Source organism: Mycolicibacterium septicum DSM 44393, assembly GCF_000455325.1.
GTDB lineage: Bacteria > Actinomycetota > Actinomycetes > Mycobacteriales > Mycobacteriaceae > Mycobacterium > Mycobacterium septicum.
In genome coordinates this window covers 233970-247325 of the sequence record NZ_HG322952.1, presented here as the reverse complement: position 1 = coordinate 247325, position 13356 = coordinate 233970, and the positions used below count along the sequence as shown (strand labels likewise).

At 68.0% G+C, this 13356-nt stretch carries 16 protein-coding genes; 4 read left to right on the top strand and 12 right to left on the bottom strand.

Translation table 11 applies throughout. From position 1 onward, the window contains the following. Positions 1-16 precede the first annotated feature (16 nt). Positions 17-973: an alpha/beta hydrolase family protein gene (locus TX88_RS21090; RefSeq protein ID WP_084622042.1), complete on the bottom strand. Its 957-nt coding sequence runs from the start codon at positions 971-973 to the stop codon at positions 17-19. Positions 974-987: 14 nt separating this feature from the next. Then, positions 988-1818 (bottom strand): class I SAM-dependent methyltransferase, encoded by an 831-nt coding sequence (locus TX88_RS21085; RefSeq protein WP_044519869.1) that lies wholly within the window; start codon positions 1816-1818, stop codon positions 988-990. Positions 1819-1849: 31 nt separating this feature from the next. On the opposite strand from TX88_RS21085, the gene TX88_RS21080 reads away from it, so the two are divergent. Both TX88_RS21080 and TX88_RS33910 read left to right on the top strand, forming a co-directional pair. After that, a complete protein-coding gene (locus TX88_RS21080) occupies positions 1850-2293 on the top strand; it encodes a PPOX class F420-dependent oxidoreductase (protein ID WP_044519868.1) in 444 nt (147 codons plus the stop codon). Positions 2294-2335: 42 nt separating this feature from the next. Beyond that, positions 2336-2506 carry a DUF5302 domain-containing protein gene (locus TX88_RS33910; protein WP_090428085.1) on the top strand — a complete coding sequence of 57 codons (171 nt, stop codon included), beginning with the start codon at positions 2336-2338 and terminating at the stop codon, positions 2504-2506. Between the two features lie 105 nt (positions 2507-2611). On the opposite strand, the gene TX88_RS21075 is transcribed toward TX88_RS33910, so the two are convergent. The 9 genes from TX88_RS21075 to TX88_RS21035 form a co-directional block, all read right to left on the bottom strand. Further along, positions 2612-3934 carry an acyltransferase family protein gene (locus TX88_RS21075; RefSeq protein WP_044519867.1) on the bottom strand — a complete coding sequence of 441 codons (1323 nt, stop codon included), beginning with the start codon at positions 3932-3934 and terminating at the stop codon, positions 2612-2614. Between the two features lie 35 nt (positions 3935-3969). After that, entirely contained in the window at positions 3970-5178 is a 1209-nt protein-coding gene (locus TX88_RS21070) for an MFS transporter (protein ID WP_044519866.1), read from the bottom strand. Between the two features lie 52 nt (positions 5179-5230). Further along, entirely contained in the window at positions 5231-6862 is a 1632-nt protein-coding gene (locus TX88_RS21065) for a monocarboxylic acid transporter (protein WP_044519864.1), read from the bottom strand. Next, positions 6862-7203 carry a DUF485 domain-containing protein gene (locus TX88_RS21060; protein ID WP_044519863.1) on the bottom strand — a complete coding sequence of 114 codons (342 nt, stop codon included), beginning with the start codon at positions 7201-7203 and terminating at the stop codon, positions 6862-6864. Before TX88_RS21060 ends, TX88_RS21065 begins: the two co-directional genes overlap by 1 nt. Positions 7204-7351: 148 nt before the next feature. Continuing rightward, complete coding sequence (locus tag TX88_RS21055; protein ID WP_044519860.1) at positions 7352-9082, bottom strand: sodium/solute symporter; 1731 nt, start codon at positions 9080-9082, stop codon at positions 7352-7354. Beyond that, positions 9079-9390 carry a hypothetical protein gene (locus TX88_RS21050; RefSeq protein ID WP_110918173.1) on the bottom strand — a complete coding sequence of 104 codons (312 nt, stop codon included), beginning with the start codon at positions 9388-9390 and terminating at the stop codon, positions 9079-9081. Before TX88_RS21050 ends, TX88_RS21055 begins: the two co-directional genes overlap by 4 nt. Positions 9391-9445: 55 nt before the next feature. After that, complete coding sequence (locus TX88_RS21045; protein WP_044519857.1) at positions 9446-10243, bottom strand: LytR/AlgR family response regulator transcription factor; 798 nt, start codon at positions 10241-10243, stop codon at positions 9446-9448. Beyond that, entirely contained in the window at positions 10240-11439 is a 1200-nt protein-coding gene (locus TX88_RS21040) for a sensor histidine kinase (protein ID WP_044519856.1), read from the bottom strand. Before TX88_RS21040 ends, TX88_RS21045 begins: the two co-directional genes overlap by 4 nt. A gap of 22 nt (positions 11440-11461) precedes the next feature. Then, positions 11462-11758 (bottom strand): DUF732 domain-containing protein, encoded by a 297-nt coding sequence (locus TX88_RS21035; protein ID WP_110918118.1) that lies wholly within the window; start codon positions 11756-11758, stop codon positions 11462-11464. 99 nt (positions 11759-11857) lie between these two features. On the opposite strand from TX88_RS21035, the gene TX88_RS21030 reads away from it, so the two are divergent. Next, a complete protein-coding gene (locus tag TX88_RS21030) occupies positions 11858-12442 on the top strand; it encodes an HhH-GPD-type base excision DNA repair protein (protein WP_044519854.1) in 585 nt (194 codons plus the stop codon). Between the two features lie 102 nt (positions 12443-12544). Next, positions 12545-12694, top strand: a complete 150-nt coding sequence (locus tag TX88_RS33445) for a DUF1059 domain-containing protein (protein WP_084622040.1) — start codon at positions 12545-12547, stop codon at positions 12692-12694. Between the two features lie 107 nt (positions 12695-12801). Here the strand turns inward: TX88_RS33445 and TX88_RS21025 are convergent. Then, a partial coding sequence (locus TX88_RS21025) for an Rv1157c family protein (RefSeq protein WP_044519853.1) occupies positions 12802-13356 on the bottom strand: 555 nt, incomplete at its 5' end.

Here is a 13356-nt window from a genome sequence, read left to right as displayed (position 1 = left end):
AGGTCCAGCGTAATGGTCACTTCACCGGCAGCTGGTCGAGATCGGCCCCCGAGGTCGCGGTGATGAGGTGCAGCACGCGGCGGAAGGCGGGGGAGCGCGGCGACATGATCGACGTGTGGTTTTCGCCGGGGAGCAGCTCGACACTGGCCCGGCCGCCGCGTTTCTTGAGCGCTGCGACGTAACGTTGCGAATTGGCCGGTGCCACAACGGTGTCGAGAGTTCCGTGGACCGCGATCACCGGAACCCTGGGGTCGAGGTTCTGGATCGGGTCCACCGAGGCGTACCTCTGCGGCACCTCGGCGGGGCGGCCGCCGAGCACCGCGGCGATGTGCTTGTCGCCATGGTTGGCGGCGTACACCATGTCGAGCGGACCGGCCAGTGAGATGACCCGGGTCGGCCGGAAACGGGGCCGGGATCCGACCTCGCCATCGCGCAGGTCGTGCCGGGTGCTGGCCCACACCGCCAGCTGAGCTCCCGCACTGTGGCCGACGACCAGCGCATCGTCGACGGCCAGCTGCGGGTACCGCAGGTTCACCTCGGCGACGTAGTCCATGGCGCGAGCCACATCGTCGAACGTGGTCGGCCACCCACCGCCGGAACCGACCCGGCGGTACTCGATGTTGTAGACGGCCATGCCGTGGCGGGCGAGTTCGCGGGCCAAGCCGTCGAACACGCCGGCACCCATCGTGCTCTTCCACCCTCCGCCGTGGATGAGCACCACCAGCGGGAGCGAGTTGAACGCCTGTGCTCCGGACGGCAGGTACAGATCGGCCCAGTTCTGGTCGGGGTATCGGCCGCCCGCGTGCCCGTCGGACAGGTACTGGAACCGGGTCACGGTCACCGTGCGCAGGGTCAGCACTTCGGGCACCACCGCGATCTCGGTGGTTCTCGTCTGCGTCCCGCACGACGGCGTGACCGCGATGATCAGCATCGTGGCGAGCGCCGTCAGCAGGCGGCGGTTCAGTAGAGCCATATCGTCCCGGCCGGTCAGAAGTCCAGCACCGTGATGCTCGGCCTGCTGCGGTGGATCGGCCCGATCCGGTCCAGCCACGGCTCGGCGGCCAGCTTGAACAGCCCGCGTCCCGGCTGCATCGCGACGTCGCGGGCCGACCGCACACCGGCGATGGCGCCCGGGCCCGTCCCGGCCATGGCCAGGCCCTCGTCGGCGGTGAGGGCGAACGGCATCGGTGGCGCGACATAGCGGCCGGACAGGTGCAGACCCTTGATGGTGCGTCGGCTCGCCCAATGCGGGATCGAGTCGAACATCATCCGGCCGCCGGGGAACCGCGCCGCACAGTCGGCGATCAGGCTGCGCACATCGTCGGGTTCCAGGTACATCAACAGCCCCTCGGCGGTGATGAACACGCCGTCGCCCGCGTCGACCCGGTCCATCCAGCTGCGGTCGAGCGCGGACTGGGCCAGCGCCACGATGCGGTCATCGGAGGGCAGCAGGTGGTCCCGGATCGCCATGACCGGCGGTAGATCGACTGAATACCAGGTCAATTCGTCGGCAACCCCGGCCTGATCGAGCCGCCAGAAGCTGGTCTGCAACCCCTCGGCCAGTGCCACCACGGCGGCCTTCGGATGTGTCGAGAGGTAGTCGCGGGTCTCGATGTCGAATGTGCGGGCCCGCAGGGCATGGGCCTGCATCGGTCTGCCGAACTTGCCGTAGTCGAAGTCGATCGAGTCCAGCAGCGCCACGGCCCACGGGTCGCGGATCACGCCGTCGGAACGTTTGGCCTCGGTGCCGCGATTGCTCAGGGTCCACAACGTGGTTGTCGAGACGCCGTCGAGGGTGTTGCCGTCAATCACGCTCATCGAACCGATGGTAAAGACGTACGCTCAACTCATGGGGCGCCAGGTTTTCGACGACAAGCTTCTGGCCTTGATCGCCGGCAACTCGATGGGAGTTCTCGCGACGATCAAGCAGGACGGTCGTCCGCAGCTGTCCAATGTCTCCTACTACTTCGATCCGCGTGCGGTGCAGATCCAGGTGTCGATCACCGAACCGCGGGCCAAGACCCGCAATCTGCGGCGGGATCCGCGTGCGTCCATCCATGTGAGCTCCGACGACGGTTGGTCCTATGCGGTTGCCGAAGGGGATGCCATCCTGACCCCACCGGCCGCCGCGCCCGACGACGACACAGTCGAGGGGCTTATTGCGTTGTACCGCAACATCGCCGGTGAACATCCGGATTGGGACGATTACCGGCGCGCCATGGTCGATGATCGCCGTGTGTTGCTGACTCTTCCGATCACCCACGTGTACGGGATGCCCCCGGGTCGGCGCTAAAGCGCGTGACTGTGGTGTCGAAATCACGCTACGCTGCGGCGTATGGCTGACGACAAACCGGAAGACGACAACAAGCGCAAATTCCGGGAGGCCCTGGAGCGCAAGAAGGCGCAGTCGGCCGGGGGTGCTGCGCACAAGGACGGCGGCCGCAACCAGCCCCGGGCGCACGGCCCGGTGGAGAACCGCCGCGAGTTCCGCCGTAAGAGCGGATAGTCCCTGACCTGTAACGCATGACGCCGAGTCTGCGCACAGATCGCGAAATTCCGCAGAATCGCGATCTGTACGCAGACTCGGTGCATTGTGCGCAGGCTCGATGCGTTATTTGGTGGCCAGTGCCCGGGCCGCGACGAGCACGGCGAGCATGACGGCCACGCAGTACACACCCTGATCCTTCAGACCCCAGGCCACCGAGGTCAGCGTGGCCGCGCCGGCCACGCACAGCAGCCAGCCCACGGCGGCGCTGCGGATTCCCGGGCCGGCCACGGCGCCCCCGTCCCACAGCGGCAGCGGGTTGTTCTCCAGCGGCCGCAGCGCGACGAACGCCATCGCGACGAGGCAGGCCATCAACGCCAGCTGCAGCACCGACAGGGCGACGAAGCCGGGGGCCGACGGGTCATAACGGTCCAGGCCCAGGTAGTCGAACACCAGGTGCAGGCCCAGCAGCAGCGGCATGTGCCACAGGTACAGCGTCATCGCGCCGGAGTTCCCGATCGCGGTCAGCCACCACACCCGCGGCCGCTGCGCCCACCGGTTGATCGCAGGTGCCGCGGCAATCGCGAACGCGCACATCATGATTGCGTGACCGGCCAGCAACAGTGACGGCGGCGTCATGTTCTTCAGATGCTGGGTCTCGATGCCGACCAGGCTCAGCTCGTAGGGGCCGAAGTACAGCAGCGCGAGGTTCAGCCCGAGCATGCCGATCCCGATCTTGAGCGCGGCGCCACTGGACAGCAGGTTCCGACGGTAGGCGACACCGAACACGCCGGGAATCAACCAGACCACGGTGTTGAGGTAGCCCAGCGAGGCGTAGCCGTCCATGTTGATCCGGATTGCGTCGATCGCCGCGATGAATGCGTAGGTGCCGATGACCCCGGCGGCCACCTGCGCGGTCGTGATGATGCGGGCGAGGAGTGGCACCGCTGCCAACACCAGGACATACGCGCCGAGGAACCACAACAGCTGGATGGAGATCCCGGCGATGGGCTCGTAGACGTGTTCGGGCAGCACGAACCGCAACACCGCCAGGGTCACGGTCCAGAAGGCCAGGTAGAAGAACACCGGGCGGTACAGCCGGGTGCATCGCTTCAGCAGCCAGCCACCCCACGAAGAGCCCGGCCGCCAGGACTGCACAGATGCGGCGACCCCGGCGAAGAAGAACAGCGGCATGATCTGAAACACCCAGGTCAGCGCCTGGAACACGGTGGATTCCGTGAGCAGGTTGCTCCAGATGAACACGTCGTCGCGGATCGTGCTGGTGGCCATGACGGTGTGCCCGAACACCACACCGATCAGCGAGACGATGCGGATGACGTCGATGGCCCGGTCCCGGTCAGCGGGGGTCTGGGCCTCGATCTCGGCGGGGGACGGGAACAGCCCCTTCGCGGGGGCTTTCTCGGCAGCTGTGTCAGCAGCAACGGTCATGGCTAGAACGCTATGGCCCCGCGGCCGCGTAGTCCCTAAGTAGAAGCACTCAACTTCGCCTCGGCGCTCCGGTTTTGCCGGACCTCCTCGACCAGGATGGCCGCCAGGCAGGCCGCCGCGAGCACCGCGACCGCGATCGCGAAGGTGATGCCGGCGGTGCGCAGCCCCCAGTCCTGGGCGGCGAATCCGACGCCGACCACGGGTATCGACAGGGCCACGTAGGCCACGACGAAGTACGTCGAACTGACCTCGGCACGGCGTCCGGCGGGCGTCTGCTCGGCGACGGCGGCAAGTCCGCGGCTGAAGCTGATGCCCTGCCCCGCGCCGGACACCACCGCGGCCGCGATCAAGCCCGGCAAAGACGAGAAGGCCAGCGCCACAGCCAGAATGATCATGCCGAAGACTAGGATCGCGCAACCGACCGCCACTGCCCGCTGGGGCGGAATCCGGGTCGCGAAGATCTGCGCCACCGCCGACGCCGCGAAGATCGAGAAGGCCATCGCGCCCGCCACCGCGTGGTTGGTGATGCCGATGACGTTGGACAGGAACGACGGCGCCACCGCCGTGTACAGGCCGGTGACCGTGAATCCGGCGAATGCGGCAAGCGCCGCGATGATGAAGACCCTGCGGACCTCGATGGGCACCGACAGCCGCTGCAGTCCGATGCCCCCGGCCCGGCTGGAGGTTTCCGGGACGATCAGCACCGCGATGCCGGCCAGGACGGCTAGCACGATGTGCACGATGAACGGCAGGAGCAGCGGCTCGGGGGCGTACTCCACCAACAGACCCGCCAGCAGCGGCCCGGCGCCGAGGCCACCGATGTTGGCGACGGTGGCGACCGCGGCGGCGCGCGACCGCCATGCGGGCGGGGCCGCCTCGATCACTGCGGCGGTACCCGAGCCGGTGAACAATCCCGCCGATATGCCGGACAGCACTCGCCCGATCAGCAGCACCGGTACCGAGTCGGCGACCAGGAAAACCCCGGCACTGGCAAGGGCGGCCACGACGCTGGCCAGCAGTATGGGCCGCCGGCCGACCGCATCGGACCAGCGGCCGAACACCAGCAGCGCGAAGAGCACGCCGCCGGCGTACGTGGCGTAGATGACCGTGGTGGTCAGCACCGCGAAATGCATCCGGTCGGCGTAGAGCGCGTACATCGGCGTGGGCAATGTGGTGCCCAGCATGATGGCCAGGAACGCATAGGCGAGGAGGGCGAACGAGAAGCGCCCCCGGAAGTTTGGCATGTGCCATTGAAACGTCCCGGGGGCGCTCGAGCTTCCTTGCCCTGGTGCCCGCCTAGTGCGCGACCGCCTTCTCGGCGCCCACCCCGGTCAGCGAACGCACTTCCATCTCGGCGTTGAGCGCGGGGTCCCCGGTGTCTCGCGAGGTCAGCGTGCCGATGATGCCGAGCGCGAATGCCAGCGGAATGGACACGATGCCCGGATTGGCCAGCGGGAAGTACGCAAAGTCCGCGCCGGGGATCATCGCGGTCTTGCTGCCCGACACGGCGGGGGAGAACACGATCAGCACGATGGTCGAGATCAGGCCGCCGTACATGCTCCACAGCGCGCCGCGGGTGTTGAACCGCTTCCAGTACAGCGAGTACAGGATCGTCGGCAGGTTGGCCGCGGCCGCCACGGCGAATGCCAGCGCGACCAGGAACGCCACGTTCTGACCGTTGGCGAGGATGCCCAGCCCGATCGCGAACACGCCCAGCACGACCGCGGTGATCCGCGAGACCCGCACCTGCTCGTCCTCGGTCACTTTGTGCGACTTGAGCACTGAGGCGTAGACGTCGTGGGCGAACGAGGCCGACGCCGTGATGGTCAGGCCGGCCACGACCGCAAGGATCGTCGCGAAGGCCACCGCGGAGATGACCCCGAGCAGGATCACACCGCCGAGTTCGAACGCCAGCAGCGGGGCCGCGGAGTTCACCCCACCGGCCGCACCGAGGATCCGGTCCGGGCCGACCAGGGCGGCCGCCCCGTAACCGAGCACCAGGGTGAACAGGTAGAAGGCACCGATCAGCGCGATCGCCCAGACCACCGACCGCCGAGCCTCTTTCGCGGTCGGCACGGTGTAGAAGCGCATCAGCACGTGCGGCAGGCCCGCGGTGCCGAGCACCAACGCCAGTGCCAGCGAGATGAAGTTGATCTGCGAGGTGAGCGATCCGCCGTACTGCGCGCCCGGGGCCAGCACGTCGCGGCCGGACACGCCCTTGGTGGTGGCCTCGGAGATGGCCGATTGCGCCGAGCCCAGGATCTCGGAGAAGTTCAGTCCGAACTTGCTCAGCACCATCACGGTCATCAGGGCGGCGCCGGCGATCAGCAGCACGGCCTTGATGATCTGCACCCACGTGGTGCCCTTCATGCCGCCGACCAGAACGTAGACGATCATCAGGATGCCGACGACGGCGATCACGATCGACTGCCCGGCCCGGCTGTTGACGTCGAGCAGCAGGGCCACCAGGCCGCCGGCCCCGGCCATCTGAGCCAGCAGGTAGAACAGCGACACCGTCAGCGTCGAGATGGCAGCGGCCAGTCGCACCGGCCGCTGCTTGAGCCGGAAGCTCAGCACGTCGGCCATGGTGAATTTGCCGGTGTTGCGCAGCAATTCGGCCACCAGCAGCAGGGCCACCAGCCAGGCCACCAGGAATCCGATGGAGTAGAGGAAGCCGTCATAGCCGTAGACGGCGATGGCGCCGGCGATGCCGAGGAAGCTGGCCGCCGACAGGTAGTCGCCGGCGATGGCGATGCCGTTCTGCGGGCCGGAGAAGCCGCGGCCACCGGTGAAGAACTCGTCGGCGGTGGCGTTGCGCTTACTGGCCTTGATCACCACGATCATCGTGACGACGACGAAGACGCTGAAGATGCCGATGTTGGCGACGGGGTTGCCGACGGTCTCGGCGGCGAGGGTGGTGATCGTCATCAGGGGCCTTCCAATTCTTCGCGGATGGCGGTGGCCCGCGGGTCGAGTTCCCGGTTGGCGAAGCGCACGTACAGCCCGGTGATCAGGAACGTGGTGAGGAACTGGCCCAACCCGATCAGCAGACCGACGTTGATGTTGCCGAACACCTGGATGGCCATGAAGTCGTGGGCGAACGCGCCGAGGGCGACGTAGAGGGCGTACCAGAGCAGGAAGAACGCGGTCATGGGAAAGACGAAGCGGCGCAGTCTGGATCGCAGCTCCTGGAATTCGGGACTTGCCTGCATGGCGAGGAACTGCTCCCCGGTGGGGGCAACCCTCTCGGGAAGGTCGATTTCGGGCACCGAGCGCTCCTGACAGTTGGCTGTGCGTGGGGTTGGGCACTGAACCTAATTGAGAGGTGGGTCACACAGGAGCGGTATCACCGTCGATACGCCGAATTCGGCCATCGTTGCGCTGAACGGTCGGTCGCCGGGGCTGAGCGGCAGGCGGTCAGCCCGTGGGCACGCGCTCGACGCCGAGGCCGAGACGCTCGGGCACGTGCATGCGCGCGAAGATCTGCGCGACGCCGGGGGTGGGCCGCGTGAACAGGCTGACGATGATCATCGTGAGGAAGGCGATCGGCACACTGACCGCCGCCGGGTAGCCCACCATCACCGCGGGCCAGCCGCCGAGCACGGCATCGTCCACGCCGCCGGTGATCGCCACGAGCACCGCGCCGCCGCACACGCACCCACCGACCACGAGCCCGCACGCGGCGCCGACAGCCGTCAGGCCGCGCCACCAGATCCCGAGCACCAGCAGCGGGCACAGCGTGGACGCCGCGACCGCGAAGGCCAATCCGACGCTGCGGGACAACTCCAGCCCGGACACCATCAGCGACAACGGGATCGGGATCAGCCCGCCGACCACTGCGGCGATCCGGAAATCGCGCACCCGGCCGCGCAGCACATCGGTGGCCAGGGCGCCGGCGATGCTGATCAGCAGCCCCGACGAGGTGGCCAGGAAGGCCGCGATCGCACCTGCGGCCACGAGTGCGGCCAGCAGTTGGCCGCCGATTCCGCCGACTGCGGCGCCCGGCGCCAAAAGCACTGCGGCGTCCGCGGTTCCGGTGATCAGCAGCTGTGGGACATACAACCGGGAGAACACCCCGAGCAGGATCGGGAAGAAGTAGAACACCGACAGCAGTGCCACCACCGCGAGCGCGGTGCGCCGCGCGGCCCGCCCGTCGGGGTTGGTGTAGAAGCGCACCAGTACATGGGGCAGGCCCATGGTGCCCAGGAACGTCGCGACGATGATGGACAACACCTGATAGAGCGGATGTCCGCCGCCCAGGCCGCCGCCCGAGGCGATCCACTCGCCGCCGGTGCCCGGGGTGCCGGCCACCACGGGTGTGGCCGCGCCTGCGGCCAGCGTCAGCGTGGTGCCCGCGCCGAGGGTGTGCTGCCCGGGCGCGGTGATCCTGGCTGAGTCGACGTGGCGGCCGTCGAGATCGCCGGTCACGGTGATGCCGGCCGGGTCGATCACCTGGACCATGACGTCGGTGTCGATCTGCACGGTGGTCTGCTGCTGCACGGTCGGCGGCAGCGGGCCGCCCAATTCGCCGCGGTCGCTGACGAACAACCCGAGCAGTGCCAGCGCGGGGACGGCGACGGCGGTGAGTTTGAGCCAGTACTGGAACGCCTGCACGAACGTGATCGACCGCATGCCACCGGCCACCACATTGGTGATGACGATCGCGGCGACCAGCAGCGGGCCGACCCAGACCGGAACGCCCAGAAGCGTTTTGAGGGCGAGACCGGCTCCCTGATACTGCGGGGCCAGATAGAAGAGGCAGATCATCACGACGACGAGCATGGCCACCTTGCGCAGGCGGGCCGAGCCGAGCCGGAACTCGGCGAAGTCGGGCACGGTGTAGGCCCCCGAGCGGCGCAGGGGTGCTGCCACGAACAACAACACGCCCAGATACCCCGCGGTGAAACCGACCGGATACCACAGCGCATCGGCCCCGTACTTCGCGATCAGCCCGGCCACCCCGAGAAAAGAAGCAGCCGAGAGGTATTCGCCCGAGATCGCTGCGGCGTTCCACTGCGTTCCGACGCTGCGTGAGGCCACCAGGAAGTCGGAGGTGGTGCGCGACAACCGGACTCCGTAGGCCCCGATGGCGATGGTGGCGACCACGGAGGCCAGCAGTGCGGCGGCGGTCAGCGGTGCGCCGCTCATGGTTCGCTGTCGACGACCCGGACGAAGTCCCGCTCGCCCTGTTCGGCCAGCCGCACATACAGCCGTCCCACGCCGTACAGCAGCGGGGAGACCACCCCGGCCAGGATCAGCCAGTTCAGCCGGATCCCGAACACGGTGAGCGCGGCCAGATCCGGGACGGCGGAGTTGAGCAAAACCAGTGCCACCACCACAGTGACGACGACGAGGGCCAGGCGCAGCGCGAGGCCGAGCTGGGTCCGAACCAGGCCGCGCACGAGCGCGTCGCCCACCTGGGTCTGTTCCTGCACCTCGATGCGGGTGCGCACCATGCGGGTGCCGCGACGGTGGGCGAGGACCACGCGTTCACGCTGTGGAGTAGGCCGGTCACTCATCGTTGCCCGCGGGTTTGAGGGAACGCATCGGGTCGCGGACCAGCCGGTCGCGCAGTTCGCGGGCCTGGCGCCGGCTCACCGGAAGCTCGACCGCGGGCGAAGTCCCGTTGGCGCGCAACCGAACCAGCACCGCACCGTCGGCCGTGCGGAGTCCGGTGACCTGACGCAGCGACACCAGATACGAGCGGTGGATACGTTGGAATCCGTGGTCGCGCCAGCGGGTCTCCAAGGTGCTCAACGGGATTCGCACCAGATGTGCGCCGGTGGCGGAATGCAGCCGGGCGTAGTCGCCCTCGGCCTCGACCCAGCCGATGCTGTCGCGGGGCACGAGGTGGGTGATGCCGCCCAATTCGGCGGGGACCACGTTCCAGTCCTGGTCCTCGGGCTGGGTGGGCCCGGCAGGTTCGGTCGAGGGTTTCGGGATGCCCGTTGCGACCCGGCGCACGGCCTCGTCCAGGCGGTCCTGCCGGATGGGTTTGAGCAGATAGTCGACGGCCCCGACGTCGAAGGCGGCCACCGCCTTGTCCTCGTGGGCGGTCACGAACACCACGGCGGGTCGGCTCGTGTAATTGGCCAGGACACCGGCCAATTCGATGCCGGACAGTCCGGGCATGTTGATGTCGAGGAACACCGCGTCGATGGTGTGCTGGTTGAGTTCGCGCAGTGCCGAGGTGGCGTCGGACGCGGTGTGCACCTCGCCGATGTCGGGGTGGCGGCCTAGGAGGTAGGCCAGCTCGTCGAGTGCGGGTGCCTCGTCGTCGACGGCGAGCACTGTCAGGTTGGTACTCACCCGAAAGCACCTCCGCCGACTCGGACTCCTGAGCGGAACTTCGGCACGCGCATCACCACTTTCGTGCCCGCGCCGACCGCTGTCTCGACCACAAGACCGTAGTCGTTGCCGAACGCCGCGCGCAGCCGATGATCGACATTGGTCAGCCCGACGTGGGCGGATTCGCCGGTGCGGTCGGCCAGTGCGTCGCCGGGCCCGGCGCGCAGCCTCTCGGGATCCATGCCAGCGCCGTCGTCCTCGACGGTGATGACGCATTCGGCGCCCGCGTCGCGCGCGACGATCTCCACCGATCCGCCGCCGCTGCCGGCCAACCCGTGCCGCACGGCGTTCTCCACCAACGGTTGTAGCGCGAGAAACGGCACCACGACGTTGAGTACCTCGGGTGCCACCTGCAGCCGCACCCGAAGGTTGGTGCCGAACCGGGCCCGCTCGAGGGTGAGGTAGCGGTCGATGTTGCGCAGCTCGTCGGCCAGCGTGGTGTACTGCCCGGCCGCGCGGAACGAGTAGCGCGTGAAGTCGGCGAATTCCAGGATCAGTTCACGGGCCCGGTCGGGGTCGGTGCGGACGAACGACGCAATCGTGTTGAGCGCGTTGTAGATGAAGTGCGGGCTGATCTGGGCGCGCAGCGCCAGCACCTCGGCCCGGTCCAGCCGGGCGCGCGACGCGTCGAGTTCGGCCAACTCGATCTGGCTGGCCGCGTAGCGCGCCACTTCGCCGACCGCGCCGAGCATGCCCGGGCCGGGGCTGGCCGGGGCCAGCACGACGAGCGCGCCGAGCACCTCGCCGCTCTCGGTCAGCAGCGGCTGGGCCACGACAGCCGTCGAGCGCGCCGTTCGCAGTACGCGGCGCCCGTCGCTGATCGACTCCCGTGCGGTGTCGGCGCAGACGTCGACGGTGTCGGACTGCCAGATCGCGTCGTCGTCCTGGTCGCGGGCCAGCAGGGCGGCGTCGTCGTCGAACAGCGCCAGCCCCGCGGTGCCGGTCAATTCACGCAGGTAGGGCGCGGCGGTCTGGGCGGATTCGGTGTCCAGGCCTTGGCGCAGCGCGCGGGCCGCCTGGGCCGCGGTGTGCAGTGCGGCGTGCACGGCACGCTCGGTGGGGGTGGCCACCACCTTTCGGGTGCGCACCACCACGACGGCGGCGACCGCCGCCAGGATCAGCGCCAGGGCCAGCGCGACTGCAACCTCGCCGGACATCGTGCGGCCAACTCTAAACCGCCTATTGAACGGGGCAGGCGTACTTTCTGGCCACGTCGTACACCCGCTGCTCGGCGCCGGGGCCGATCACGCCCTGTGCGGCCAACTCCCAACTGATGTACCCCGGGATGCTGCCCGTACACGCCTGGTGAGCGACGCGCCACGCGGTGTCGGGATTCAAGTGGAATCCGTTGCGGTCCAGACCCTGCATGTAGTTGTCGAACTCCGGCGTGCCCTGATCAGGGATCGCGTTGGCCGTGGCGGCCAAGGCAAGCGCGGCAACCACCGCTGCAAAAAGAGGTGCAACGACGCGTCTCATGTCCAACTCCTAATGGGCATATCCACCGGTTATCGCGTACACATTCGCACACTCCACCGACACAGGCGTCAAAAATGTGTGTAGTCCTAGACTGGCGACGTGGGAAAACTGCAGCTGGTCCAAGATCCCGAGGCCGACGCTCTGCTGGAGTCCAACCCGTTCGCACTCTTGGTGGGGATGCTGTTGGACCAGCAGATCCCGATGGAGACGGCGTTCGCCGGGCCCAAGAAGATCGCCGACCGTCTCGGTGACGTCGACGCCCGCGCGATCGCCGATTACAACCCCGACGAATTCATCGCGGTGGTTTCGCAAACGCCTGCCATCCACCGGTTTCCGGGATCGATGGGCAAGCGGGTGCAGGAGCTGGCGCGGGCGATCGTCGATGAGTACGACGGCGACGTGACGGCCGTGTGGACGGCCGGCGACCCCGACGGCAAAGAGGTGCTCCGCCGGCTCAAGCGGCTGCCCGGATTCGGCGACCAGAAGGCGCGAATCTTCTTGGCGCTGTTGGGCAAGCAGTACGGCGTGACACCCGCGGGTTGGCGTGAGGCCGCGGGGGATTACGGCACGGCCGGCAGCTTCATGTCGGTGGCCGACGTGGTGGACCCCGGGTCGTTGCAGAAGGTGCGCACCTACAAGAAGCAGATGAAGGCCGCGGCCAAAGAAGCCAAGGCCAAGAGCTGATTTCTGCGTCGAGCGTGCGCCGAGATCGTGTTTCGCGGTGAAATCGCGATCTGTGTGCACACTCGGGGTTGAAACCTGGGCTACCTATGCAAAGGTGAATATATGGCGAAGACACACCTGAATTGCCCGTGCGGCGAAGCGATCAGCGGGACCGACGAGGACGACCTGGTCGAGAAGGCCCAGACGCATCTGGCTCAGCAGCACCCCGGCCGTGAGTACGACCGGGAAATGATCCTCTTCATGGCTTACTGATTCACGGCCCTTCCAGGCCCCCAGACTTTCAGCCCGTAACAAAATTCCCGGTCGCCAGCCATGAGGCAAGCGACCGGGAATTTCGTATCCCCATTCATATGGTGTGGTCAGGGCACCACCGTGGATCCGATGGTGGGCATGAACTGGCACTGCATCTCGGTCGTCGTGACCTGTCCGAAGATCGTCGTCATGATGCTGCCCGATCCGGTGTCGGCGATCGCGGTCAGCGTGGTCGGGCCCTCGGGGTTGAGGTCCGAGCGCGGCTGGAGCGTCACGCTGCCGGACTTGCCGGTCGTCAGGTTCACCCACGTGGCGTTGAGCGGAAGCTTCTGCTCGGCGGCCGGGCCGGGGGTACCGATCGCGGTGAACACGTAGGCGGTCTGGCCCGGCTGCGGGCCGGGCAGCGGGATCGTGGCGGGCCCGGCCACTGAGATTGCCGTCGCCAGAACGTTTCCGCCGTCCTTGAGGCACCCGTTGCTGATCGACGGGTACATGAAGTCCTGCTTGGTCGGCGTGTTGGGTCCGAAGCCGGGGGCTGCGGCGCCCGCCGGGGCAGCTTCAGGACTGGGTGCCGGGGCCGGGGCAGGCGCAGCCTCGGGCGCAGGAGCCGGCGCCGGGATCGTGGCCGCTGCCGGAACCGCCCCGGGGGCAGGAGCCGGTGC